This is a genomic window from Chryseobacterium rhizoplanae (assembly GCF_900182655.1).
Taxonomy (GTDB): domain Bacteria; phylum Bacteroidota; class Bacteroidia; order Flavobacteriales; family Weeksellaceae; genus Chryseobacterium; species Chryseobacterium rhizoplanae.
In genome coordinates this window covers 230,968-255,402 of sequence record NZ_FXTC01000005.1, presented here as the reverse complement: position 1 = coordinate 255,402, position 24,435 = coordinate 230,968, and the positions used below count along the sequence as shown (strand labels likewise).

The window sequence follows — 24,435 nt, the reverse complement described above, 5'->3', positions numbered from 1 at the left end:
ATTTTCTAGTAATACCAGAGCGGATAAACCAATCTTATCTTTACTAATCCATTTGTATGATATTATCTGAATTAATAACTTTTGCAATTTAAATAAGAAAATAGAAAACGATTACTCAAAAGAATTTAAATTTCTATGATAAGGGAGGATTACTTGTTTTGGATGAAAATTCATTTTAACTAAAAAATATATTTAATAAAATCCAACCGGAACACAAAATCAGACAAGGATAACAAACCTCTAATATTTATCAGAGGTTTGTTGTTAGACAGTTGAAACACTTAATTTCTATTACTGCCTTTTTATATAGGTTTTATTTCCGTTTTTATTGATATAATATTTACCGCCTCTAGGGCCTGTCAATATTTCTTCACCATTAGGCCCCTTTAAAGTTCGATCTACGGTGGGTGTATATACCTTTGTAGTGTTTATGTTTGGAATATTTGGTCTGTTAACAGATTGAGCCTGTGTTGGTGTGGTTTCTGTTTTTTCTTTTGCTGTACTGTAACGTTTATCAGGTGTACCATCCTTTTTTAACTTAATACCACCTGTATTTGAAGTTGCATTTGGAGCGGCAGTTACTTTGTCAGAAATTGCTGTTGAGGTTTTAGTATAGCGTTTATCCGGTGTGCCATCTTTTTTTAGTTTAACAGCATCTGCTGTTTTCTTTTTAGCTTTTGATTCAATGGATTTTGTTGTTGTAATTGTTTGTGCAATACTTACATTGACACAGAAAGTCATAATGCCTAACAATAATAATAATTTTTTCATATGCTTGGTTTTATAGATTAGATTATTGAAGAGGTTAGTTATAGCAGTTTGAATAGCTTTGCAGTCTCTGTTGACTAAGTAAATAAGATCTGATACATAAAATGTAATATCTTTCATTTTCTTAATTGCATGATAAATTAAGTGTTCTTAAAAAGATACAGTTCAAATTTAAAAAAGATATTTTTCATATTTCATTTAACAACAGTAGTGTTATCGCTAATTGACTGTAGTTTTATTACTAATGTTTGCTGTTTTTTATGGCAGCAGCAGCTAAGAAATGTCAATCCGCAACAAACTCGGCCAATGTTTAATGCCCTTCTTAAACATAAAGACCGTTATATCATTTTTTTTATCAGGATCAATTACACACCTTAACTAGAAATCTGTCCCGTAAAGATCTTAGCATTAAGATGCTGGGAATGCTTTGGTATTTCTCCATAATTATCTAGATGTATAACTAAACAGATGAAGAAGACGAAATAGAGTCATGAAAATTAATTTGTCAGGTTTCAAAAGACTATTCTAAAATTGTAATAAGAAGAGAATAACTTTTTATAGATATATTAATTAACATGTTGAAATCCAAAAAAATAGCCGATTAAATTGTATCATTATAAAAAGTGATAATGTTGATGTAATGTATCTGTGTGCTCAATATTCAAAAGGTATAAGTGATGTAATTATTATTTTACATTGAAGTCTAAATAAAACTATATTGTTTTATTGGGTATTGCGATATATATGCTTTATGTTTGTAATATACAATCAAGAGGATGTATTTCGGGTTTTAACATTATGTAATTTCTAAGAAAATTGTATGACAAGAATTGAGTGTACTATTCCAACATTATGTCACTTTAAGTAATGTCCATATATGATGGCAACAAAATTCCTAAATATAGCTGCTAGATTATTTTCGATCAATTGTGATTTCAAATACAACAAAAATCACGTTTAATTTCACTGCTTTTCTGCTTTTATTATCACTTATGAGAGGAAATATGGTTTATAAAATATTTTTTTCTTCTTACAAATACAGTACAATATGAAAAAGAAAAAATTGCCTGTGCTTCTATATGCATTTTTATTATTTTTGTCTAATAATTTGTTTTCTCAGAATAATGAAGATCTGATAAGAAGTTATATTTCAAGTAATAAGCTTGAAGAGTTTAAAAAAAAGGATCTTACCAACTTTATAATTGAGAATGTAGACCGATCAAAATCATTGAATGGAAGTGTTGTTAAATTCCAGCAAGTCTACAATGGAATTCCCATATACAGCTCTGTTGGAACAGCTTTTATAAGAGATAATAATATTCTTTATTATACGGATAATTTTATTAAAGATTATCAAGGAACGATCTCTGAACCCAAAAAAATCATTAATAAGAAAAGTATATTACAAATATTAGCAGATAGCTTTAAAAAACCAGCAATCAGAAATTATACCCTGCTTGGTTTTTATGACTCAAGCCCTGGAAACAGTAGTATAGTAAGAGAAAGGCAGGTATATGCAATACACAATAATGTACTCATCGAGTGCCATGAATTATTAATATCTGAGCCAGGAACTTCTAATTACTGGAATATATTAGTGGATACAGAGAAAGGTACTGTCATTAGTAAGATCAATTTGGCATCTTACTGTAATTTCAGCGCTGATGCATATTCCCATGATTTTGCAGGCAGTAAAAATAAACCTTCTGTTTTTATTGGACCACAACATCAACGGCCTAGTTTTTTATTGTCACCAGATCATGCTTCCTATAATGTATTTAAATTACCTGTAGAAGCTCCTACTTTTGGTAGCAGGATGCTGGTCAATAATCCATGGATTCTCATCGCCTCTCCCGAAGGATGGCATTCTGACGGTACCAATCATTATACGATTACTAGGGGAAACAACGTGTATGCTTATGTTCGCAATGAAATTGCTGATTATTCGCCGGATGGAGGGACTTCAAGAATCTTTGACTACCCATTTAATGTTAATGGGGCTTCTTTGGATAATCGCGATGCTGCCATTACTAATTTATTTTACATCAATAATAAAGTTCACGATATTTTTTATCAGTTTGGCTTTACGGAGTCGGCAAGAAATTTTCAGCAAAATAATTTTAGCAATGGAGGAATCGGAAATGATTATGTATTGGCAGAAGCACAAAGTAATGAAAGTATGAACAATGCTGTTTTTTTTCCTACCCCTGATGGAATTAATCCCACTATGAAAATGTTTTTATGGTCTCCCATTAAAAAATTATACTATAACACACCGCCTCAAGCAACAACAAGGGTGCCGATAGCCAAAGCAGCGTCTTTTGGCCCTGTTTTAAATACTATAGGAGTTACCGGGGATATTCAGTTAGTCCCTGTATCCAATGGTTGCACGGCACTATCAGCCGGCTCGCTTACTAATAAAATTGCATTAGTAAAGGGGTTGACGATGTCAGAAATTCAGCAAAACCCTCCCTGTACATTTACCACCAAAGTAAAGAATATACAAAATGCAGGTGCTATAGGTGCCATAATATATGAAGATCCCGCTTTCGAGAACATAGGCTTTTTTGGAGAGGATAATACAATAACGATACCTTCAGTGTTGATAAAAAACTCTGAAGGAGAATATATTAAAAACTTGTTGCAAGCTGGAACAACAGTAAATATAACTTTAAAAAGCGGTACAGGCGATACTGCTCCGGATGGCAGCTTTGACAGTGGAATCATGAGCCATGAATTTGGCCATGGAGTTTCAAACAGGTTAACTGGTACAGGATATAATTGTTTAGAAACAAGTGAAAGTCAGGAGCAAATGGGTGAAGGATGGTCAGACTTTTTTGCATTGATGTTAACCAATACACAGAATAGCAGTGCGTCAGTTCCAAGAGGCTTAGGTACTTATATAATCGGAGAGCCAACCACCGGCAATGGAGGCCGACCCGCCAAATATTCTCCGGATTTCACCATTAATAATTATACTTATGGAAATACTAATGGCATGGTGGATGGACATTCTATAGGCTTTATCTGGGCTACAATGCTATGGGATCTTCATTGGAAATATGTTGAAAAATACGGATATTCAGCCGATCTGACAGCCAACACTACTAACGGCAGTACAAGAGCTATGCAGCTTGTCATGGATGCTCTGAAACTTCAGGCTTGTAACCCGACATTTATTGACGGAAGAAATGCAATTCTTGCTGCTGAACAAGCAACCACCGGTGGAATAGATAAGTGTATGATCTGGAAAGTTTTTGCTAAAAGAGGATTAGGGGTTAATGCTTCTGCGGGGAGTAAAACAGATATTAATGATCAAACAGAGGATTTTACTGTTCCCTCCGTATGTAATTCTTTGGAATCTGAAGAATTAAATATAAATAGAACTGTAGTTACAATTTATCCAAATCCTGCAAAGAATGAATTCTTTATCAATTTTCCAGATCATGCATTAGGAAAGGTCAATATTGAAATTTATGATATGTCAGGCAAATTGTTGTATTCAGAAAATAAAGTATTAACGGATACAAAAAAAGTAATACCTACAATAGGTTGGGCCAATGGTACTTATATGGTTAATATAAAAGGATTTGGTTTAAAAAGTGTGCATAAGGTTATAGTGAACAAGTAAATGCTATTAGAATATTTTAAATATAAGTAAGGAAAAATACTTCATTGTCAAGTAAAATATTATAACTGCTATCACAATCTAACCAAGTAAAAAATGGAGAGTGAATATCAATTTCGAACTCCTTTTTGTTATTGGACCATCCGTACTAAACCCTGTGATGTGCTATTATATATCTTTTCTGATACTCATTTTTACAATTACTATCGAATCAGAAATGTGAATAGACGAGTTCTTTCGTTTAAGGGTTGTAGTAGATAATTTATGAAACTTCAAATCTTTGTATTGAATTCGATTAATTGTAGTTATTGTAATATACGTTTTGCTATATAAAACTACATTGTTTTTGTTTTCTACAATAATTTTGGATATTATTTTTGTAAAAATTTGATTTTTTGAAGCTAGAGGAGCATTGTTATATGATCTGAAAGGAATTGGGAGAGCAGCAATTTACCTTTAAAAAGATACAATCTTTTTTTGAATTAATGAAGTTGCTTTAAATACACGATAAATATGAAAAAAAAAGATGAGTACCAACATTATATGGGTATGAGTAAGCTGCAAATATTCATAGAGATGAATGATCAAGCCAATTACTATATGGCCAACAAATGGGAATATCATATTAATACAAATTTGTTTGGGAAAAAAACTATTCTGATCCTTTTTTTCAGGAAAGATATTGTTTATAAAATAAGGATAAAAAAAACGTACAAAAAAATAGTACCCCAAACACTATATTACGTTTAACTACAGCAATAATAAGAGGTATTTAAAGAAATATATGAGGCATAAGTTGAAATTATGTAAATGTTTTAAATTCAATCAAAATTAGCTCATTATAATCTCGATAAATACTCCTGTTTTATTCCGATATTTAAACAACTTACTACAGTGTTCTGTTTAATTAGGAAAAAACTATAGTGGTATTAGTGATAAAATTACCATAAATAAGAAATTTCATGAACGATAATATCATTTACCTTATTCTCTTATAGGAGGAACTGAAGTTAAAAAATGAATAGAATGCATACTTTGGCTATCCCACAAAATAATATTATAAAATATATAGCGTAACCCGGACGATCTAAAAGCTGTTTTATTCATGTGTAGGGAAAATATTGAAGTCAAGTACTTTTATGGGTAACTGTTTTAAATATAATTGTTCTAACATTATTTCTAACCTCTTATTTTATATATACAAGATTATTGAGCACACTGTTACTTCAATATTGTTCAATCGTTATTCTGAAACAGCCTTATACCAAAGTAATAGCTGACTTGGTGTTTGAACTGTAAAGGTCATCATTTTGATCGATCTGGAGCATCTGTAAGATAATAAATGTAATCTATAGTTTTTCACTCCAAAATTATGTTGAATAAATATATCATCATTTATGAAAAAAGAACAATTTTTATGGCTCTTTCTTTTTTTTCTTATTTACAGTTGTTCTCAGGAGACAATAAGTGAGCAAGAAAATAAGAAAATATGTAATGGACTATGTTTTAATACTGATTTTGAATCTGGAAGTATAGGGAAAATATCCAAACTTTCTCAGGATGTATGGTCTCTTGAACTTAAAAATGATAATGATAATTCTTCTTTACCAGATTCATATCGTACTTGGTGGAATGTAAAGGTAGAGTACATTCCAAGCTCAGGTGTTAAATTAAGGTTTACCAAACTGGGATTTCCCTATTTTTTTGTTCCGGTATTCTCTATCAATGGTAAAGATTGGAAACACTTTCCAGAATCCGCTGTAAAGCAAATTGATCCAACCACCATTGAAGTGTCTTTATCCGGAGAGCAATCCTCATTATGGATTGCCAGAACTTTTCCTTATACGACTAAAGATTATACGGAGTATCGAAATTCTATCACTACAAATCCAAATGTAAAAATCAGCTCTTTAGGAAATAGCCCTTTCAAAAATACTTCAATTGAATTATTAACAATAACAAATGCCAATCAAAATCCTGATAAGAAAACAATTTGGATTCATGCCAGAACACATGCTGCAGAAGTAGGAAGCTCTTATGTATTGGAAGGTCTTATCAATACTATTCTTTCTGACGGTAGTTTAGGAACTGATCTTCGCCAAAAATATATATTTAAAATTGTACCGATGCATAATCCTGATGGTATTATTCTGGGAAACTATAGAACCAATAGTGCCAGTATCAATTTAGAAAGTCAATGGCTATTTGATAGAACTATCCTTCATCCTATATATCTTCAGGATACTGCACCTGTAGAGAATAAGTTTCTGAATAAAAATGCAATGTCAACAGTAATTGAAGATGAGGTACATCCGGTTGTATTAGCACTAAATCTGCATTCGAGTAATAGCGATATTAATACACCTGCTTTCTTCTTTCCGCATTTTGGACCTGGAAATAATTATGATAGCCAGCAACAAAATCTCTGGAATAAGCAGATTAACTTTATTCAAACTGTAGCCAGCTTTTATGATGGCAGAATAGAAGCTCCGCCAGCAGACGGAGGAAATGGCTTCCTTAATACCTACTTTCCTGAAACTTGGTTTTGGTATAATAAAAAGGATGTAGTCAATGCCATTACTTTAGAAACAACTTACAGTAAAGCTGGGTATGATTATTGGGTAACCCCTAAAGAATGGAAACAACTGGGAGTTGCATTAGCCCATGCCATCAATAATAGCAATTTTAATAAGCCAAATATGATGAAGGATAGTGAGGATAGATCAATGTTTAAATTACCTTCTACAATGACAAAAGAGCAGTTGCAAAAAATGGAGATTAATCATTAATGGTTATTTTCTATTACTCTAAATTGGGTGATCTTTGATAGTATTTATAGCGAAAAGAAGAGTCCTGTAGATCACAGGACTCTTTCTCTTTAATAATTTTATTGTTTATACTGTTGAATAGTTAATTTATTTCTGGTTGAGTTTAATCAGCTTATTTCCCGAGAATCCCTCTGAAGTAAAAATTTATAGATCAATCCTCCTACAATTCCACCTAAAATTGGTGCTACCCAGAATAGCCAAAGTTGTGATAGGGCAAGCCCACCTGTAAAAACAGCCTGAGAAAGTGATCTTGCAGGATTTACGGATGTATTTGTAATCGGAATAGAGATCAGGTGGATCAAAGTCAGGACAAGACCAATAGCAATACCTGCAAATTTACTATGAGCCCACTTTTCTGTAGCTCCCATGATCACAATAAGAAAAAGTGCTGTTAATAAAAACTCGGCCAGAAATGCTGATCCCATACTAAAAGCTTTTCCATTGTATACAGGTACATCGTAAAAGTTGGTTGCAAAAGCTCCTGGTTGTGAAAAGTCGAGTGTGCCGGCACCATTCAGTATAGTATACAGGCATCCTGCGGCTGTAACTGCTCCAAGGCATTGGGCTCCGATGTAAGGAACCAGTTCTTTTGCAGAAAACCTGCCACCTGCTAAAAGTCCGAATGAAACTGCGGGGTTAAAATGACCTCCGGAAATATGCCCTACTGCGTAAGCCATTGTGAGAACGGTGAGACCAAAGGCTAAAGAAACACCTAAAAGTCCAATGCCAATATCGGGAACACCGGCAGCAAAAACAGCACTTCCACAACCTCCAAAAACGAGCCAGAATGTGCCGAAAAATTCAGCTAAAAGTTTTTTTATCATGTTATTGATTTTTAATGTAAACCAAATGTAGAATTTAAATTTCAAAGTAAAAACACAAGTTGTGTAGTTAAAAATCTGATTTAATTAGTTTTAATACTATAGTTATGATTTTAATATGGGAATGAAGATTTAATGAAGGAGAATTCTATGCAAAGAAATCATAATAAAAAACGTAAAAGGATGCTGAGAACCACAAATTCAAACTATTGCTGAAAGAGTATCCCAATTTGATGAAAGGTCTTAATTACGGATTTTTTGGTAATCACTTACAAAAATATGTATTATATGCATTAAAACCAATACGGGGGCATAATTGGCGAAATTAAAGTACAAAAAACAATCATTATGCCAACCTAAACAAATGAAGGATGCTGATCAGCATCCTTCATTCTTAATTATGGAACTCTAAATAATACATTGAGACAGCCTTCTTTAAAAAGGTTATGTTCTTGTGAACCATCCACATAAGTACAGATATCACCTGATGGTATTGTACTGCAAGAGGTTGTGGTTACATTACATTTCATGCCCGGTGGTGCTGAAGGATTAAAGCGGTACCCGAATTCAATGGTTTTTGCTGTTTCTTTTTCCGCTGTTGTAGCGTACGCACTTCCAATGCCTAAGGCAAATACTACAAAAGGCAGTGCGATTTTTCTCATTTTTTTCATGATGTTAAAATTGTTTTTTATGCCTACTCTTTGTTCAGGTTTTCGGCTTTCCCTGAAATGAAATGTTGAGTGATGTTTTGCGCAAAACTATATCTGATCAGTTCATTTCCTATAATGGTAAAAAGTGTATTATCCGAGATTGAAAATTCTGTTTTGTATTCCCCGGCTTTTTTGGGAACATAAAAGCTTCCCAGATATTGCTGTTTGCTAGTAGAGTACATGTCAATGACCAGTGAACTTTTCTGATATGCTTTATCTTCAAATTTTCCTTTACGCGGAGATTCTATAAAGAGGATACCCTTATAAACAAATGCATTTTTATTAACGATAATAGGAGGGTTTTTCATCTTCTTACTCCCGTCAGGAAGCTTTACAACTTCAATACCAGTTGCACTTATGTCATCAATAGTCTTATAGATCTTCTTAGATTCCAGATTAGTATCAAGGACAATAAATTTATTTTTGTATGTATAGACATAAATAATTGTATTATGGGCAGGATCATATAAAAGTTTACCATCAGTATCAAAAACCCCATCATGTATCTTTTCTAGGATTTCAGGTTTAACAATAGTATTCTTTTGATAGGTAAACATTAAGCCTAGCGACTGTATATTTTTTTGCTTCGAATAGGTAATTACTGCGAAGGAATTATTATTTGTAACCTGTAGCTGGGTGAAATAATTCTGCATATGACTTACTGTTTTAGCACGCTGTTTTCCTATTTCACCTCTGTAGATGATAGGAACTGTGCCATCATAAAGGTAATAATAGGGAGGATATACCTGTACCTTTGAACTTTTGAACAGAAAATCATATTGATCAGGAGTAATTTGATATTCTTTCATCTTCTTAAATGTTGCATCTATAGCATACAGATCAAATGGATGTTCTGTATTTCCCAGATAAAGTGAATCTTCTGTATGTCCTGAAAAATAATAAAAATCAGATGTCAGTATGAAGCGTTTTTCAAGATCAACAGGATGCTGTAAAAACCGACGGGTAAAATTATTTTCTTTCTGGATCATATATTCAGACCTGTCATAAAGTATAAAAAGTATAACAGTACTCAATAAGGAGAAAGTAAGGAGCAGGAATATTGTTATTAATATATATTTTCTGCCTGGCTTTGTCATCAAAATAATGGCCGTGGCTGCGATGAATGTCGTAACGATATTAAAAATAAGGTGAGTTTGCCAGTCCATTTTTTCAAGAATGCCGCCACAGGAGCATGGAACGGATTCACTGTAATGAAGGGTCATATAGATATACATGCTAAATAAAAACATCAGTACAAAAGAACAGTAGAGGCCAAGGAGTCTTGTTCTTTCAAAAATCAGCAGTATACAGACTACGAGCTCTAATGCAAGGATGCCATGAGAAATGGAGCCTGCAAAAGTACTTAATAAGGGAGATTGCGATATCTGTGTCGTAAAGTTTTCAAAATCCATTATTTTACTGATGGCTGCATAGCAGAACAGAAGGATAAAGAAATATGATATTACTTCAACTGTGATAATCTGTAATTTTTTCATGGTTTGTTTTTATGTGTTTTATCCTGGAATCAGTAATTTCCAATAGGTTTTAACGCCACAGTATTCAGGCATTATATCTCCTTTTAGCAGAGGAACTGTAGTTTTGAAATTCCCCATACTCTCCCAGATGCCACTTGCAGGACATGGTAAGCCGGTGAAAACTGATATGGAGGTATGAGGATCCATGGATTATTAGTAACATTTAAATTATTTGATTAGGTCGCCAGTTGTCTCCGTCCCGTACCGGGGGATCTTTTTGCGGATCTTTTATCTGTTCTGATAATTTTGCAGAATCCTGCCGCATTATCAATTGCTCACTAATCTCATTATGTGATGTATTATGAGTGTCAATATCTTCATCTCGAGTTATGCAGTTTTGCACACAAAGTGCCCCTATAACTAGACTTAAAATTGGGATAAGCTTTTTCATGGTAATAATTTTATTGGTTATCCCGGCCGGATTAAATTAGAATTCTGATCTCAAAGTTATCGTGCTGGTTGATGAAAAAAAACTGCTATTCGGATCAATTTTGAAATTGGCACGTCTCAATTTCAAAATTGAGACAATTATTAACGCGTTTTTAACAGTTAATGTTCAGTCTTTTATAAGAAGTTGAGGTGATATTTTTTTCATTTCCCATAAATATGATTTATTTCAGAACAAATGTTTACTTTTGAGATGGTGAGGTTCTAATAATCAGTATATGAAAAAGTTAAACTACTTTCTCGTCTTATTTTCTGCTATTTCTCAGTTATTCTTTTCAAAGGATAAAAATGATAAGACTTTCAATGAAATTAGAAAAGTTTACGAAAAAATGGCTATAGACGACATTAATGCAATGCCGTCTGTGAAATTATATATTGAAAAGGCTAAGAAAGAGAATAATTTTGAGAAACTGATTCAAGGCTACAGAGATGGAAGACAGTTTGACTACCATAATAAAATTAGATATGCTGACAGTGCTATAAGTGTTAGCTTAGTGTACGGCTCTTCCGATGATGTCGGCAAAGATTATCTCAGCAAAGGTATTATTTATTACTTCTATCAAAAGAAGTACAAACTGGCTTTAAACGAATATCTTAAAGCGTATCAATACTTAAAGGGATCAAATGATAAGTATCACCATTATAAAGTGGTCTACCATCTGGGAATTGTTAAAGGGCATTTGGGTTATTATGATGAAGCTCTAAAACATTTTAACGACTGTATCTCGTTTTATAGTACGAAGATGAATGGACAGCTGCATGAGAATGAACTATTTAATTACAACAAAGCATATCTAAATTGTCTACATCAAATGACGGTTATCAACCGATACCAAAAAAATTTTGATAAGAGTGATAGTTTAAGTGAATTAGGTTATAGGCGCACTCTGAATAATAACGATTTTGCTTTGGAGAAAAGTTATTTTCTTAAATGTATTGGAATTTCAAAATATCAGAAAAAAGAATATTCAAAGGCTGCTAAAGTCCTCCAAGAATCCTTACCAACCATTCTAAAGAGAAATGATTTTGCCTGGGCCTCTGTTATTTATTATTATTTAGGAAGATCTTCAGAGGCTCAGAATGATATACCTCAAGCAATTCGCTATTATAATAAAATTGATTCTATTTTTGTAAAAGATGAGTTTATTCTGCCTGAAGTTTATAAAAGCTATAGTTTTCTGATCAATTATTATAAAAATAAAGATATTAATAGACAGCTTTATTATACCAATCAACTTCTTAAAGCCGACAGTGTGATCAGTAAGGACTACGTTTTTCTATCTTCTACACTGCATAAAGATTATGACCGGAGGAGATTAATAGAAGAAAAAGAAGAACTGCAAAAAGCTGGCAGCAAGAAAATGAAATTTGCCGGGGCTTTAATTTTCTCGGGAAGTCTAATTCTTACTTTTTTTGTAGTCAGATACAGAAAGGATCAGGAAATTAAAAAACAATATGATCTTCTGCAAAAAAAAATATCTGAAGGTTCTTACCAAATAAACGATCTTTTGAAAGAACAAACTGACAAATATTCAATGAGGAAAACATTTCTTACTCCCGAAATGACATCGGAAATCAGGGAAAAACTTAACAAATTTGAACAAGAATTACAATTTAAGAAGAAAGGTCTTACGCAGCAAAGTATTGCGACTAAGTTAGGAACCAATTCTCACTACTTATCAATATATATTAATGAGAATAAAGGAATGAATTTCAATAAGTATATGGCGGAGCTCAGAATTAACTATATTACCAATCTCCTCAATACTGATAATAAGTATCTCCAACTTAAAATTGATGCTTTAGCTGATGAGTGCGGAATTGCTGCCCGCCAAAATTTTTCCAACCTGTTTTTTGAAATTAACGGAATCCGTCCTGCTGATTATATTAAAAAACGTAAAGAGGAGTTGAGAATCAGCTGAGTAGATTTCTAGTGCTTTAAATTTTGTAAATTTCTAAAAAAAGGCCATGGTAACAAAAACAATTTTTAGAAAAACTACAGAATTATACAATGATCTGGAGTTAAAAATTAATGAAGTATGCGATGATGACCAGGATATGGTAAAAATTTCTGAAAAGTCTTTACTGCTGATTGATACCTCTATCAGAACCTTGAAGGAACTGGTTTCAGACCATCATTTTGAGAATCTTGCTGAAGAAGTTTACTTTTTTAAAAAGCTCAAGCCTTTGTTTATTTCAAAATTTATTTACTATTCCTCTATTTTGAATATTGAATCGTACAAACCCAACGCTACAGCCAAAATTTTGAAAAAATACTATGAGACAGAGCAGGAAAAGTTAAAGTCATTTTATTCTACGCAGTCAGAATTTTACAGCTATTACCGGCGTGATGCTACGTATCTTGATCATAAGATATTTGTCCGAAATTCCTATGATTTAAAAATGAAATTATCATTTGGCTTCTACAATTTCGATACGAATTTTACTACTTCTCATGATCACATGATTTCGAGAATTATCGCCAATCAACAATTAGGTCAATATCTAAAAAGGCAGATTGAAAATATTTCGGATCGCTTTAAACAAAATATTTTGTCCCCGCTAACATGGTCTTCCTCCAAAGTTGGTCTAATCGAACTGGTTTATGCTCTGTATCATATGCGCTGTTTTAATGGTGGAAATATTGAGTTAAGCGAGGTTATAAAATTTGTTGAGAAATCTTTGAATACTGATCTTGGAAACTTTCATAAGACTATATTTGAAATTAGGAACCGGAAACAGGGGCCAACCAAATTTCTTCAATTGGTTAGTGACAATCTTAATCAGCATTTTATAAATAATGAAGCTGAGTAACCTAATACCAATAAAACCTCAAATCGTATGGTATTTGAGGTTTCTCTATTTAATCTTTTTTAATTAAATGCTGTAAGCCAGGGTCATTTTTTATTCTAATCATTTCATGCCTGATGATGGTAAGAATATCTGCCTTAATTCCTTTATAATTGTCTTCAATCTGCTTACTCATAGAATCATTTCCGTTTTCATCAATAAAGGATCGAATCTGCGGTATTTTGTGATAGTTTTTCGTTTCCTGAAATAACTTAATAGTGTCCACAATGATTTCTGAATGAAAAATCTTCTGTTGAATCCTTTCATCAAAGTTATCAGATACAGCACCGACAAAAAATCCCTGTGTCAAGGTAGAAATCTTCGAAGCAGGAATCAAACTGTCCAATTGGGTGGAGATGGAGGTGGAAGTGTCATTCCTATTGATGGATATACTCTGTCTTTTTTGCAGTACTTTTCCAAAACGTTCAGATAAGGTTTTTGCTGTTTCCCCTACTACCTGACCGCTGAAAATATTGCCGACTGTATTCTGAATAACTTTACTTTCTTTATCTCCGTAGTCTCTTGTTAATTGAGAAAAATCCTGAAATCCAAGACATACAGAAACTTTATTACTTCTAGCAGTAGCAATTAAATTATCTAAGCCTCTGAAATAAATAGTGGGAAGCTCGTCAATAATGACAGAACTTTTTAACTGTCCTTTTTTATTGATCAACTTAACAATTCTTGAATTGTATAGTCCAAGAGCAGCAGAATAAATGTTCTGACGATCAGGATTATTTCCAACACATAGAATTTTTGGTTCATTTGGATTATTGATATCTAATGAAAAGTCATCTCCTGTCATTACCCAATACAATTGTGGTGAGATCATTCTTGACAAAGGAATCTTTGCCGATGCTATTTGTCCTTGCAATTGATCTTGCGCACCGCCTTGCCATGCATCCATAAAAGGAGAGAGGTAGTTCTCTAATTCAGAATAAGAGGTTAATATAGTAAAGACATCTTCATATTTTTTGTTCAATAGCTCAATAGCATGTGGAAAAGTACAGTATTTCCCGTTGTCATAAATTTTAAGAAACCATATAATTGCAGCTAACAATATGATAGGACTTTCTACAAAGAAATCGCCCTGTTTCTGAATCCAGCTTTTATTCAGATTCAGCATTATGGTATAAGCAGCTTCATATGCATCTGATATATCCGACATAAAATTGGGGTTTAAGGGATTACATCGATGACTTCTTCTGGGGTCGTCAAAATTGATAATATAGAATTTCGGCTTTATTTTATAAGCATCTGAATGATTTAGAAGATGGTTGTAAGCAATTGTAGACAAATCATCGAATTTAAAATCATAGATATACATGGAAAACCCTTTTTCGATATGTTGTCTGATATAGTTATTAACTACAGCGTATGATTTTCCTGAACCGGGTGTTCCTAAAACAATGGTGGCGCGAAAAGGATTGACAATGTTAATCCATCCCTGATGCCAGTTTCCTTGATAATAGAACCTTGTAGGAAGGTTAACTGAATATTCATTATAGAGTAATTTAGTCTCCTGCTGAAAACTTTCATTCTCATTGTTAAAAACATCGGTCATTAAGTTCGTTTTTAGTAAGCGGCTCATCCAGATCCCTGCCTGCATTAGGAGAATGTATCCGGAGCCAGTAGATAGAATATAAAGTATAGGAGTAAAGCTGGTAGCAGATTGTAATAGGATTGAGTTTAAAAAGAATAGTACAAAACCAATAGAAAAAGCAGCAGTAATTTTTTTCCAAGTGATCTTTTCATTTTTGACTCCCTTTGTGCCGAGACAACTCAGACCCAACAAAACAACTGCGAACAGCTTAGAATAAAGAGTATGAGAAAAAAGGTCTGCTGTCTTGTTAAAATTATGAAGTATCTTATTGATCAGTTCTAATGTCCATTGTTGCTGTTCAAAAAATCCGTAACAAAACCAGTAAAAATGCATTAGTACTAGAATAATGCTGACAGTTCGCATAAGTGCCATGATTTTGGCAAGCCCTCTCAAATCGTCTTCACCCTGCATATCATATTTTAGAAGCATAGATAAATGACTATACATTCTTAAAAATGAATACGACATTGCAAGCATTAATTGGCTGGCTTTGGCTCTCAGAACATAGTTATAAAGCCATTTTTTTACAAAAGGAGGTCATTTTTTTCTTCTTTTTCTCTGCTTTTTTTTCATTTGTGATTCGAAAATTTGTTCCTCCTGCTCTCCATTTGTATCTGACGACAATAAACCATTAAAGCATCCTTCAAATATTTTGTGGATGTTATTGGTAGAAAAGTGTTCTGTAGATTTTTCAAATGATAAATCCTCTTTAGAATTACTGTATGAATGGGTTTCAGGCTTTGTTTCTAAATTATTCCACAGTTCATTGAATGAGTTTGCTGAAAGCTCTTTACCAAACTGTGAGCCATTCCAGACTAATTTAGAGTTATGGTCTATGAATGTAATTCCGTAAATCCTTCCAGTATCATTTTTTCGAATGACAGTCGCAATTCCCTGTGCAAGCAGTTTTGTTTTAAATGCAGCTTCAGATTTACTGGTGCCCATTGCCGTTTCAATGGTTTTTTTGAGAATTAGTTTAGAAGGATCTTTTTTCATTTTTACTCTTGATTTCTCAATGAGCGCCAGAATATTTTCCAATCCTGCGTGTTTACCAAAAAGGGATGATTTAAAAGGGGGACTTATTTTTTTTCCATTTTTATCCGTAGCAAAATAAACCAGCCCCTTTTTCATCTTGCCATGAAGCTCTCCGCTCACCTCCTCAGAGGTTACATTGAATTGAGAGAGTAAAGCGTTATATGCACCCATACTTTGAAAGCAGTAGGTTTGAGGCATATTCCGAAGTACCGATGATAATTGTGCCTTAATATTCCCTCTAGTATATTCAACAGGTTTAAATATAAAGTTTTGATATGAATTTCTATTCTTCTTGGTAACTCTTAAGTTGTATTGTTTTTCCAATTTTCTGCAGGCTTCCATTGACAGATGATGGTCATAACGATCTGATATTTTGTTTCCGTTAAGCTGGACACAGGTAGTGACAATATGAATATGCGTCCTATCAATATCAGTGTGTTTAAAAACAACATACGGTTGATTGCCATAACCCATTTCCTGCATATATTGCTGAGCTATTTCCCGATAATCTTTGTCATCAACCTTATCTTCGGGATCAGGGTTAAGTGAGATATGCCTTACGGGTTTTTCAGTTTTGTTATTGGCAATTAAGTAGGGTTCAAAGTATTGATGAAAAAATTTGACAGAATAAGGTCGATCCCACACATCCGGAATCTTGTTGGTGAATAAAACGATCCCATTTTCGTTGTCCACTTTTTGTTGATTGTAGGTAAGAGTACCCCAAAGATTTTCACCTTTTCCAATTTTTGCAATCATTTTTCAGAAGTTTTTTGAATATGCTTTTGTTCAAATTCTTTAGTGAGTTCTATAATCTGCTTACAAACTAGGGCTAGTTCTTTGGTCTGATTTTCTAGTTTAAAGAGATAAAAAGAAGCTTTTTTCTCAGTGAAATTTCGATATAAAATTTTTACAATCTGATTATAATTGTTTCCAATCGACTGGAACTGGTAGAAGAATTTAGTGAGTTGTGTATGGTAATCCATTGTTGAGACATCCACTTTAACAATCTTCAATTCTTTCTGAAACAAAATTGTTGTGATAAATTTTGCTTTGTTGTTCAATCCTGAAGCGTCATATAATTTTAAAAAATTAGCGTTTTCTTCATCCGTTAGTCGAAATACATACCTGTTTTTACTGGGGTTCAGCTTAGGCTTACGTCCACCTTTGTTGTTTTTATTTATATCCATAGCATCCAATTTAATATGATCAAAATCGCGACTTCGGAGTGGTTTTTAAAGCCCCAGCCAGGGCAAGTTGTTTTGAGGTACAAAAAAAGTTATGAGGCACTCAAAACATAACTTGCCCCTTTCGGGTGAAAGGAAATTTCAGTAAGAAAGCAGATTTAATACTGCATATTTTAAAACAGTTTAATTTCCCCAGACTCCTCAATCTTCTGGAACAAAGTAAACCACAATGATTTATAGAGATAGTACTAGATAGAATGCCAAAGACAGGCACTTAAAGCCAAAAACTACCATTAGGAATATCCCGAAAAAGAAATACTATTCATTTGTGTCTGATTGAGGGCGGGACTTCCTGACTGCGGATATAACAGAAATTTTGAGAAGCGGAAATCCAGCTTTCCAGCCTTCTGGAAATCCAGCCTTCACGATAGCATTTGTGAGAGATAGAAATCAGTAAGCCAACTTCTAAGGAATGAAAGATGGATGGTATTCAGTAAGTACCTATAGAAGTCAATACAGGTATTGGGAATTCCAGCCCTTATTAGTGAAAGCAATACAGAGAAACTGAAGTAGCTGCAGTTCAATGGCCTTCACTCAGCCGTTCTTTCAAATTAAGTTTAATAAAATTCAAGCAAAATGAAAACAAAAAAACAACCCACAATTATTGCATTTTCCACTCAAAAAGGAGGCGTAGGAAAAAGCACATTTACAACACTGATGGCAAGTATTCTTCATTATCGGATGGGCTATCAGGTTGCTGTCTTTGACTGTGACTTTCCACAGTATAGTTTATTCCAGATGAGGGACCGGGATTTGAAAATGGTGATGCAGAATGAGATTTTAAAAAAGATGGCTCACAAACAATTTACGAGAATCAATAAAAAAGCTTATCCCATTTTCCAGAGTAAAGCTGATCAAGTTTTAGAAGAGATCGAGGTTTATGTTGATGGCTCCGAAACAACTCCAGATGTCATCTTTTTAGATTTACCGGGAACTGTTAATACCGCCGGTATTTTAAAAACATTGACAAATGTCAATTACATTTTTTCTCCTATTACTGCGGATCGGGTCGTACTGGAGAGTACACTGAGTTTTACCAATGTTCTGATCAATGTATTGATGAAAGAAACGCAAACAAGGATTCGAAGCATTCATTTATTCTGGAACCAAGTGGATGGAAGAGAAAGAACAATGTTATACAAAAATTACAGTAAAGTGATTTCAGACTTAGGACTGCAGCTTATGGAAACAACCATTACAGACAGTAAAAGATTTCGGAAAGAAGGTGAAGCGGTAGCAAAGACGGTTTTCCGATCGACATTACTGCCGGCAGATCCTAAGCTGTTAACTCAATGCAGGCTTGATAGATTTGTAGAAGAATTTCTAAAAATTGTCAAATTGTAACAGTATGGAAAATGAAAAAAAGAACAATGAGAAAAATGGTATCGATGAACAATATCTGATGTCCATTATGGCAGAAAGTCCAAAGAAGGAACAACCAGCAAATAATGCTGATCCGCCCAAGGAAAAAGGTGCAATAAAAAATAAGTTGAAGAGTAAGAAAACTACAGATCTAACCTATGTGGAACACTTTCTGACCCATCATACGATGACTAAGCGTGGTGATAGAAGTATATATATCCGTCCGGAATATCATGAGCGTCTTTCACGCATTATTCAAATCATTGCAGATGACAAAATTCCTTTGTATGCTTATTTAGACAATATTTTGGCTTATCATTTCGAATTGTTTGAAAAGGAAATCACAGATGATTTCAATAAGAAATACCGTCCAATCTTTTAATACATAACGTTATGGAACAAATTATTATAATCGGGTTGTTAATCATTATTGTTCTGATTCTTTTAGACAGAAAGTTTTCAATCAATATTCAGGGAAAAGATTGTAATGATGCAAATAAGAATTTGCCTTCTTTCATGGGAGGTACGAAGCAATTAGAGAGACAGGCTTTGCCTATTGATGTCAATGGAGGACAAAATGAATCTATTTTACTGACAGAAGATAATTTTGAATCAGAAACCAGAAAAGAGGAATTTGGCTCTATTGATCCGACTAAAAATCTCAATGATATTCTGACCAGAGATAATGATTGGGAGCAGGAGGATGAAGATTGGAAATACGAGAATTCTACTATTGAAAGCGGGTTTGCTACAGGGGTTACCTTCCAGGAATTGAGTACTGCGGGTCAGCTGCTTCAACAGGACGTGCTAGAGCCTGACTTAGAACAACAAACAGTCGATATTATTCAAAAAATTCAGGGAACCGAGCTTTTTGATCTATTAGAGAATTCATTAGGAGATGCTTCAAGAAGAATCGCTGCTTTGTTAAGTGAGAGTATTTCAAATGATGATAATACCATTTCTTCTAAGCACAATAATTCTGCAGATGGTTTCGACATTGGGGAGTTTGTGTAGACTTCCTAATGTTTTTTTAAAAAGATAAGTAAGGAGAATGAACAATCAAATTTTTTAATGCTGTGGATTTAACTGAAAAAAATATCAACGAAGAGGCTTATGATTTACGTGTAAACAAAGGGCAGCTTCCGACAATAATGATTGCAGGACATACATTTTTTGTAGACATCCGTATGGATATGCTGAGACCTAAAGATGATTTTCTATCTAAGGGTATCGTCTTTTCGGATATACAGAATTACTATGATGAAGACCAAAACAGCTATATTATACCTTACAATCGCAGGACACACGAATTTCAGGATATAGACTTTAGTATGATTAACGAATTTCCTAAAGATTTAATCGCCGTACAGTTTCCTATTGAAAATGAACTTGACAGGATCGGATGGAACCGACATCATGGCTTTGAATTGACAGAGGGATTATCAAAGCAAGGTTTTAAAATGCAGTTTGAGGCAAAACAAATTTCGTGGGAGGATACTGTTCTTGCAGATATGATCAAAAGCAATTTGAAGTATGTAAAAGTCTTGGGAGATTGTATAGAAAAGCCGAATAAGAATAAGTCGAAAGGAAGAAAAATATAAAGTCCGCTCGCAGAAAGCTCAACGTCAAAATTACAAAAGTTTGGCGTTTTTTTTATGTGGAAATTTTAACTAGAACGCCGCTTAAAGCCAAGCGATTCCCCCTGCTGACATTTTCCAATAAGCTTGTTTTTCCAAAGCACATTTGCTTCTGAGTACTGTAGAGAGCAGTTCTCATTAACAAAAAAAATATTTACTAAATGGAAAAACAGACAAAAAAACTGATGTATGGAATACTGGTAATTTTGATAGCTCCATATGCTTTTTCACAGGGTAATGGTAGTGCCGGCATTAACGAGGCAACACAGATGGTCACCTCTTATTTTGAACCAGCGACTCAGCTCATCTATGCGATTGGTGCTGTTGTCGGATTAATTGGAGGAGTTAAGGTTTATAATAAATTTAGCAGCGGTGATCCTGACACCAGTAAAACCGCTGCGAGCTGGTTCGGTGCATGTATTTTCTTAATTGTTGCAGCAACAATCCTTCGCTCATTCTTTCTTTAAAATAATGATTATGAATACCTATCATATCAATAAAGGAATAGGACGGACTGTCGAATTCAAAGGACTGAAGGCACAATACCTGTTTATTTTTTCAGGTGGTCTGCTGGGATTACTGATCTGCGTTATGATCATGTATATGGTTGGTGTCAATACTTATTTGTGCTTGGTCACAGGTGGAGTCAGCAGTGGTCTTTTGATCTGGCAGACCTTCGCATTGAATGGAAAATACGGAGAGCATGGTCTGATGAAAATGGGAGCTCAAAAAAAACATCCCAGTTATATCATTAGTCGCAAGAACATTTACCGCTATCTGCAAACCAACCGTCAAAAAGCTTCAGCATGAGAAATTCCTCTAAATCAGCAACGTTGGAGAGTAAGTTTCCACTGCTCGCTATAGAAAGTGATTGTATTATTTCAAAAGATGCGGACATCACGGTTTGTTTTAGGGTTAAACTTCCAGAATTATTTACGATTGCCTCAGCTGAGTATGAAGCTATTCATTCAGCATGGTCCAAGGCGATTAAAACGCTTCCTGACTATACGGTCGTTCATAAACAGGACTGGTTTATCAAAGAAAATTATAATCCTGACCTTTCGAGAGAAGATCAAAGCTTTCTTTCAAAATCTTTTGAAAGGCATTTCAATGAAAGACCCTTTTTAAATCATTATTGTTATCTGTTTATTACGAAAACCAGTCGGGAGAGAATGCGGATGCAGAGTAATTTTTCATCTTTATGCAAAGGCAAACTGATTCCAAAAGAAATCAGAGATAAAGAAGTGATTAGTAGATTTATGGAAGCGGTTGATCAGTTCGAAAGAATCATGAACGAAAGCGGCTATGTTTTTCTTGAAAAAATGAATTCTGATGAAATAACGGGTACAGAAAAACATTCCGGGGTTCTTGAACAATACCTTACTCTATCCAAAGAAATCAATCCCTTCCTTCAGGATTTGAACTTAGGTTCAGAAGAAATGCGGATAGGCAACAACCGTCTCAGTATGCATACCTTATCAGATACAGATGACTTGCCAGGTACCGTTTCATCTCACAGCAGATATGAAAAGCTCAGTACGGACCGCAGTGACTGTTTGTTGTCTTTTGCATCTCCGGTGGGGTTGTTATTAAGCTGCAATCACATTTATAATCAATATTTGTTTATTGATAATAGTGATGAAAATCTGTCTAAGTTTGAAAAATCAGCAAGGAATATGCATTCTCTGGCAAAATACAGCAGAGCCAATCAGATCAATAAGGAATGGATTGAAAAGTATCTGAATGAAGCACATTCTTATGGTCTGCAATCTATCCGTGCCCACTTTAATGTGATGTCATGGTCGGATAATCCCACTGAATTAAAGCAAATAAAAAACGATACGGGAAGTGCCTTAGCACTCATGGAATGTAAACCCCGTCATAACACAACGGATTTAGCAACACTGTATTGGGCAGGAATTCCCGGAAATGCAGGTGACTTTCCAAGTGAGGAAAGCTTTTATACATTCATAGAACCTGCTTTATGTTTTTTTACTGAAGAAACGAACTATCAGGATTCTCCTTCGCCTTTTGGAATCAAGATGGCTGATCGCTTAACAGGAAAACCTATTCATTTGGATATTTCCGATCTTCCTATGAAGCAAGGGATCATTACGAACAGAAACAAGTTTATCCTTGGACCTTCAGGGAGCGGTAAATCATTTTTTACCAACCACATGGTAAGACAATATTATGAGCAGGGTGCTCATGTCTTACTGGTTGATACCGGGAATTCCTATCAGGGATTGTGTGAACTTATCAAGGGAAAGACAAAAGGTGAGGATGGAGTATATTTTACGTATACGGAAGACAATCCTATTGCTTTTAATCCTTTTTATACAGATGATGGAATATTTGACATTGAAAAAAGAGAAAGCATTAAAACGCTGATTCTAACCTTGTGGAAAAGAGATGATGAACCGCCCTCACGTTCCGAGGAGGTGGCGCTGTCCAATGTGGTCAGCGGATATATTGAAAAGATTAAAAGCAGTGAAGAGCACCCTTCTTTCAATGGTTTTTATGAGTATGTCAGCAATGATTATCAGAAAGTGCTTGAGCAAAAAAAAGTAAGAGAAAAGGATTTTGATATTGCCAATTTTTTAAATGTTTTAGAACCATACTATAAAGATGGTGAATATGACTACCTGCTGAATTCCGAAAAGCAGCTCGATCTTCTTTCCAAACGTTTTATTGTCTTTGAAATTGATGCCATTAAGGATCACAAAATCTTATTTCCGATTGTCACCATTATCATCATGGAAGTTTTTATCAATAAAATGAGAAGGCTGAAGGGCATCCGAAAACTGATTCTCATTGAAGAAGCATGGAAGGCAATTGCTAAAGAGGGTATGGCAGAATACATCAAATACCTATTCAAGACCGTAAGGAAGTTTTTCGGAGAAGCCATCGTAGTAACTCAGGAAGTCGATGACATTATTCAGTCACCTATTGTGAAGGAAAGTATCATCAATAATTCAGACTGTAAGATTCTTCTTGACCAGCGTAAATACATGAATAAGTTCGATGACATTCAGGCAATGCTTGGACTAACGGATAAAGAAAAATCTCAGGTATTATCTATCAATATGAACAATAATCCGAAACGATTGTACAAAGAAGTTTGGATCGGATTAGGCGGAACACACTCTGCGGTCTATGCGGCCGAAGTTTCTACTGAGGAATATCTAGCGTACACCACCGAAGAGACAGAAAAGATGGAAGTAATGAATCTTGCATCAGAACTTGATGGAAATATGGAACATGCCATCAGGAGAATATCTCTTAAGAGAATTAAACCCACCAAAGAAAATTAACTAATTAATATTTAAAACAATGAAAAATCTAATTATTACTACGGTTATAGCAGTTGCTATATCCTTTACATCATTTGCGAAAGCACAATTTGTAGTTACAGATCCTGCTAACCTGGCATCGGGTATTCTTAATTCCGCTAATGAAATTGTGCAAACTTCTTCAACAGTTTCCAACGTGGTTAAAAACTTTAATGAAGTCAAGAAAGTTTATGAACAGGGAAAAGAATATTATGACCAGCTGAAAGCCATCAACAATCTGGTGAAAGACGCAAGAAAGGTGCAGCAGACAGTTTTGCTTGTGGGTGATGTTTCAGAAATGTACGTCAATAACTTCGGAAAAATGCTTAATGATCCGAATTTCAATGCCCAGGAACTAACAGCTATTGCCAACGGCTATTCAGCTCTGCTTACCGAGAGTACTGAGCTTTTAAAAGAATTAAAACAAATAATTACGTCTAATGGTCTTTCTTTAAATGATAAAGAAAGAATGGATATTATTGACAGAGTATACAAAGAAGTGAAAGAGTATCATAATCTGGTACGCTACTATACCAATAAAAATATTTCGGTAAGCTATCTCAGAGCAAAAAAGCAGAATAATACGCAGAGGGTGCTCAATCTCTATGGAACTTCTAACCAAAAATACTGGTAAG

Annotated in this window: 21 protein-coding genes; 12 read left to right on the top strand and 9 right to left on the bottom strand. The window is 34.2% G+C overall.

The features are described 5' to 3' along the window. Positions 1 to 291: 291 nt before the first annotated feature. Positions 292 to 771 carry a hypothetical protein gene (locus FN817_RS13635; protein ID WP_142718430.1) on the bottom strand — a complete coding sequence of 160 codons (480 nt, stop codon included), beginning with the start codon at positions 769 to 771 and terminating at the stop codon, positions 292 to 294. Positions 772 to 1,816: 1,045 nt separating this feature from the next. On the opposite strand from FN817_RS13635, the gene FN817_RS13630 reads away from it, so the two are divergent. Further along, positions 1,817 to 4,399: a T9SS-dependent M36 family metallopeptidase gene (locus FN817_RS13630; protein ID WP_142718429.1), complete on the top strand. Its 2,583-nt coding sequence runs from the start codon at positions 1,817 to 1,819 to the stop codon at positions 4,397 to 4,399. 1,394 nt (positions 4,400 to 5,793) lie between these two features. After that, positions 5,794 to 7,185 carry a M14-type cytosolic carboxypeptidase gene (locus FN817_RS13625; RefSeq protein WP_142718428.1) on the top strand — a complete coding sequence of 464 codons (1,392 nt, stop codon included), beginning with the start codon at positions 5,794 to 5,796 and terminating at the stop codon, positions 7,183 to 7,185. Between the two features lie 146 nt (positions 7,186 to 7,331). Here the strand turns inward: FN817_RS13625 and aqpZ are convergent, their stop codons facing one another. The 5 genes from aqpZ to FN817_RS13605 form a co-directional block, all read right to left on the bottom strand. Next, a complete protein-coding gene (gene aqpZ / locus FN817_RS13620; RefSeq protein WP_142718504.1) occupies positions 7,332 to 8,045 on the bottom strand; it encodes an aquaporin Z in 714 nt (237 codons plus the stop codon). A gap of 398 nt (positions 8,046 to 8,443) precedes the next feature. Beyond that, on the bottom strand, positions 8,444 to 8,707 hold the full coding sequence (locus FN817_RS13615) for a DUF6520 family protein (protein WP_142718427.1): 264 nt from the start codon (positions 8,705 to 8,707) through the stop codon (positions 8,444 to 8,446). 32 nt (positions 8,708 to 8,739) lie between these two features. Then, complete coding sequence (locus FN817_RS13610; RefSeq protein ID WP_142718426.1) at positions 8,740 to 10,251, bottom strand: MauE/DoxX family redox-associated membrane protein; 1,512 nt, start codon at positions 10,249 to 10,251, stop codon at positions 8,740 to 8,742. An 18-nt stretch (positions 10,252 to 10,269) separates the two neighbouring features. Continuing rightward, positions 10,270 to 10,437: a hypothetical protein gene (locus FN817_RS23185; protein ID WP_167498867.1), complete on the bottom strand. Its 168-nt coding sequence runs from the start codon at positions 10,435 to 10,437 to the stop codon at positions 10,270 to 10,272. A gap of 16 nt (positions 10,438 to 10,453) precedes the next feature. Next, a complete protein-coding gene (locus tag FN817_RS13605; RefSeq protein WP_142718425.1) occupies positions 10,454 to 10,681 on the bottom strand; it encodes a hypothetical protein in 228 nt (75 codons plus the stop codon). A gap of 274 nt (positions 10,682 to 10,955) precedes the next feature. Here FN817_RS13605 and FN817_RS13600 point away from each other — a divergent pair, with 274 nt between their 5' ends. After that, complete coding sequence (locus tag FN817_RS13600) at positions 10,956 to 12,659, top strand: helix-turn-helix domain-containing protein (RefSeq protein ID WP_142718424.1); 1,704 nt, start codon at positions 10,956 to 10,958, stop codon at positions 12,657 to 12,659. Between the two features lie 46 nt (positions 12,660 to 12,705). Next, positions 12,706 to 13,551, top strand: coding sequence for an RteC domain-containing protein (locus tag FN817_RS13595; RefSeq protein WP_142718423.1), 846 nt, complete (start codon positions 12,706 to 12,708; stop codon positions 13,549 to 13,551). Positions 13,552 to 13,600: 49 nt separating this feature from the next. Here the strand turns inward: FN817_RS13595 and mobC are convergent, their stop codons facing one another. The 3 genes from mobC to mobA form a co-directional block, all read right to left on the bottom strand. Further along, the gene (gene mobC, locus FN817_RS13590; RefSeq protein ID WP_142718503.1) at positions 13,601 to 15,601 is read right to left on the bottom strand and encodes a conjugal transfer protein MobC; all 2,001 of its coding nucleotides are present in this window, start codon (positions 15,599 to 15,601) and stop codon (positions 13,601 to 13,603) included. Between the two features lie 126 nt (positions 15,602 to 15,727). Beyond that, positions 15,728 to 16,981, bottom strand: coding sequence for a conjugal transfer protein MobB (mobB, locus tag FN817_RS13585; RefSeq protein WP_142718422.1), 1,254 nt, complete (start codon positions 16,979 to 16,981; stop codon positions 15,728 to 15,730). Then, complete coding sequence (gene mobA / locus FN817_RS13580) at positions 16,978 to 17,412, bottom strand: conjugal transfer protein MobA (protein ID WP_142718421.1); 435 nt, start codon at positions 17,410 to 17,412, stop codon at positions 16,978 to 16,980. Before mobA ends, mobB begins: the two co-directional genes overlap by 4 nt. Before the next feature lie 633 nt (positions 17,413 to 18,045). On the opposite strand from mobA, the gene FN817_RS13575 reads away from it, so the two are divergent. From FN817_RS13575 to FN817_RS13540, 8 genes are all read left to right on the top strand, one after another. Further along, the gene (locus FN817_RS13575) at positions 18,046 to 18,813 is read left to right on the top strand and encodes a ParA family protein (protein ID WP_142718420.1); all 768 of its coding nucleotides are present in this window, start codon (positions 18,046 to 18,048) and stop codon (positions 18,811 to 18,813) included. A gap of 4 nt (positions 18,814 to 18,817) precedes the next feature. Next, on the top strand, positions 18,818 to 19,213 hold the full coding sequence (locus FN817_RS13570) for a DUF3408 domain-containing protein (RefSeq protein WP_142718419.1): 396 nt from the start codon (positions 18,818 to 18,820) through the stop codon (positions 19,211 to 19,213). Between the two features lie 11 nt (positions 19,214 to 19,224). Further along, positions 19,225 to 19,845: a hypothetical protein gene (locus FN817_RS13565; protein WP_142718418.1), complete on the top strand. Its 621-nt coding sequence runs from the start codon at positions 19,225 to 19,227 to the stop codon at positions 19,843 to 19,845. Positions 19,846 to 19,907: 62 nt separating this feature from the next. Further along, complete coding sequence (locus FN817_RS13560) at positions 19,908 to 20,432, top strand: hypothetical protein (RefSeq protein ID WP_142718417.1); 525 nt, start codon at positions 19,908 to 19,910, stop codon at positions 20,430 to 20,432. A 197-nt stretch (positions 20,433 to 20,629) separates the two neighbouring features. Then, complete coding sequence (locus FN817_RS13555) at positions 20,630 to 20,935, top strand: DUF4134 domain-containing protein (RefSeq protein ID WP_142718416.1); 306 nt, start codon at positions 20,630 to 20,632, stop codon at positions 20,933 to 20,935. Between the two features lie 10 nt (positions 20,936 to 20,945). Beyond that, positions 20,946 to 21,278 carry a DUF4133 domain-containing protein gene (locus FN817_RS13550; RefSeq protein WP_142718415.1) on the top strand — a complete coding sequence of 111 codons (333 nt, stop codon included), beginning with the start codon at positions 20,946 to 20,948 and terminating at the stop codon, positions 21,276 to 21,278. Beyond that, positions 21,275 to 23,782, top strand: a complete 2,508-nt coding sequence (locus FN817_RS13545; protein WP_142718414.1) for a TraG family conjugative transposon ATPase — start codon at positions 21,275 to 21,277, stop codon at positions 23,780 to 23,782. Before FN817_RS13550 ends, FN817_RS13545 begins: the two co-directional genes overlap by 4 nt. Positions 23,783 to 23,801: 19 nt before the next feature. Then, a complete protein-coding gene (locus FN817_RS13540; protein WP_142718413.1) occupies positions 23,802 to 24,434 on the top strand; it encodes a DUF4141 domain-containing protein in 633 nt (210 codons plus the stop codon). Position 24,435 lies beyond the last annotated feature (1 nt).

Excerpts from the sequence above, each read along its gene's own strand:
- FN817_RS13635 (WP_142718430.1), bottom strand. The coding sequence starts at position 771 with ATGAAAAAATTATTATTATTGTTAGGCATTATGACTTTCTGTGTCAAT.
- FN817_RS13630 (WP_142718429.1), top strand. The coding sequence starts at position 1,817 with ATGAAAAAGAAAAAATTGCCTGTGCTTCTATATGCATTTTTATTATTT.
- FN817_RS13625 (WP_142718428.1), top strand. The coding sequence starts at position 5,794 with ATGAAAAAAGAACAATTTTTATGGCTCTTTCTTTTTTTTCTTATTTAC.
- FN817_RS13615 (WP_142718427.1), bottom strand. The coding sequence starts at position 8,707 with ATGAGAAAAATCGCACTGCCTTTTGTAGTATTTGCCTTAGGCATTGGA.
- FN817_RS13610 (WP_142718426.1), bottom strand. The coding sequence starts at position 10,251 with ATGAAAAAATTACAGATTATCACAGTTGAAGTAATATCATATTTCTTT.
- FN817_RS23185 (WP_167498867.1), bottom strand. The coding sequence starts at position 10,437 with ATGGATCCTCATACCTCCATATCAGTTTTCACCGGCTTACCATGTCCT.
- FN817_RS13605 (WP_142718425.1), bottom strand. The coding sequence starts at position 10,681 with ATGAAAAAGCTTATCCCAATTTTAAGTCTAGTTATAGGGGCACTTTGT.
- FN817_RS13600 (WP_142718424.1), top strand. The coding sequence starts at position 10,956 with ATGAAAAAGTTAAACTACTTTCTCGTCTTATTTTCTGCTATTTCTCAG.
- FN817_RS13595 (WP_142718423.1), top strand. The coding sequence starts at position 12,706 with ATGGTAACAAAAACAATTTTTAGAAAAACTACAGAATTATACAATGAT.
- mobC (WP_142718503.1), bottom strand. The coding sequence starts at position 15,601 with ATGCAGGGTGAAGACGATTTGAGAGGGCTTGCCAAAATCATGGCACTT.
- mobB (WP_142718422.1), bottom strand. The coding sequence starts at position 16,981 with ATGATTGCAAAAATTGGAAAAGGTGAAAATCTTTGGGGTACTCTTACC.
- mobA (WP_142718421.1), bottom strand. The coding sequence starts at position 17,412 with ATGGATATAAATAAAAACAACAAAGGTGGACGTAAGCCTAAGCTGAAC.
- FN817_RS13575 (WP_142718420.1), top strand. The coding sequence starts at position 18,046 with ATGAAAACAAAAAAACAACCCACAATTATTGCATTTTCCACTCAAAAA.
- FN817_RS13570 (WP_142718419.1), top strand. The coding sequence starts at position 18,818 with ATGGAAAATGAAAAAAAGAACAATGAGAAAAATGGTATCGATGAACAA.
- FN817_RS13565 (WP_142718418.1), top strand. The coding sequence starts at position 19,225 with ATGGAACAAATTATTATAATCGGGTTGTTAATCATTATTGTTCTGATT.
- FN817_RS13555 (WP_142718416.1), top strand. The coding sequence starts at position 20,630 with ATGGAAAAACAGACAAAAAAACTGATGTATGGAATACTGGTAATTTTG.
- FN817_RS13550 (WP_142718415.1), top strand. The coding sequence starts at position 20,946 with ATGAATACCTATCATATCAATAAAGGAATAGGACGGACTGTCGAATTC.
- FN817_RS13545 (WP_142718414.1), top strand. The coding sequence starts at position 21,275 with ATGAGAAATTCCTCTAAATCAGCAACGTTGGAGAGTAAGTTTCCACTG.
- FN817_RS13540 (WP_142718413.1), top strand. The coding sequence starts at position 23,802 with ATGAAAAATCTAATTATTACTACGGTTATAGCAGTTGCTATATCCTTT.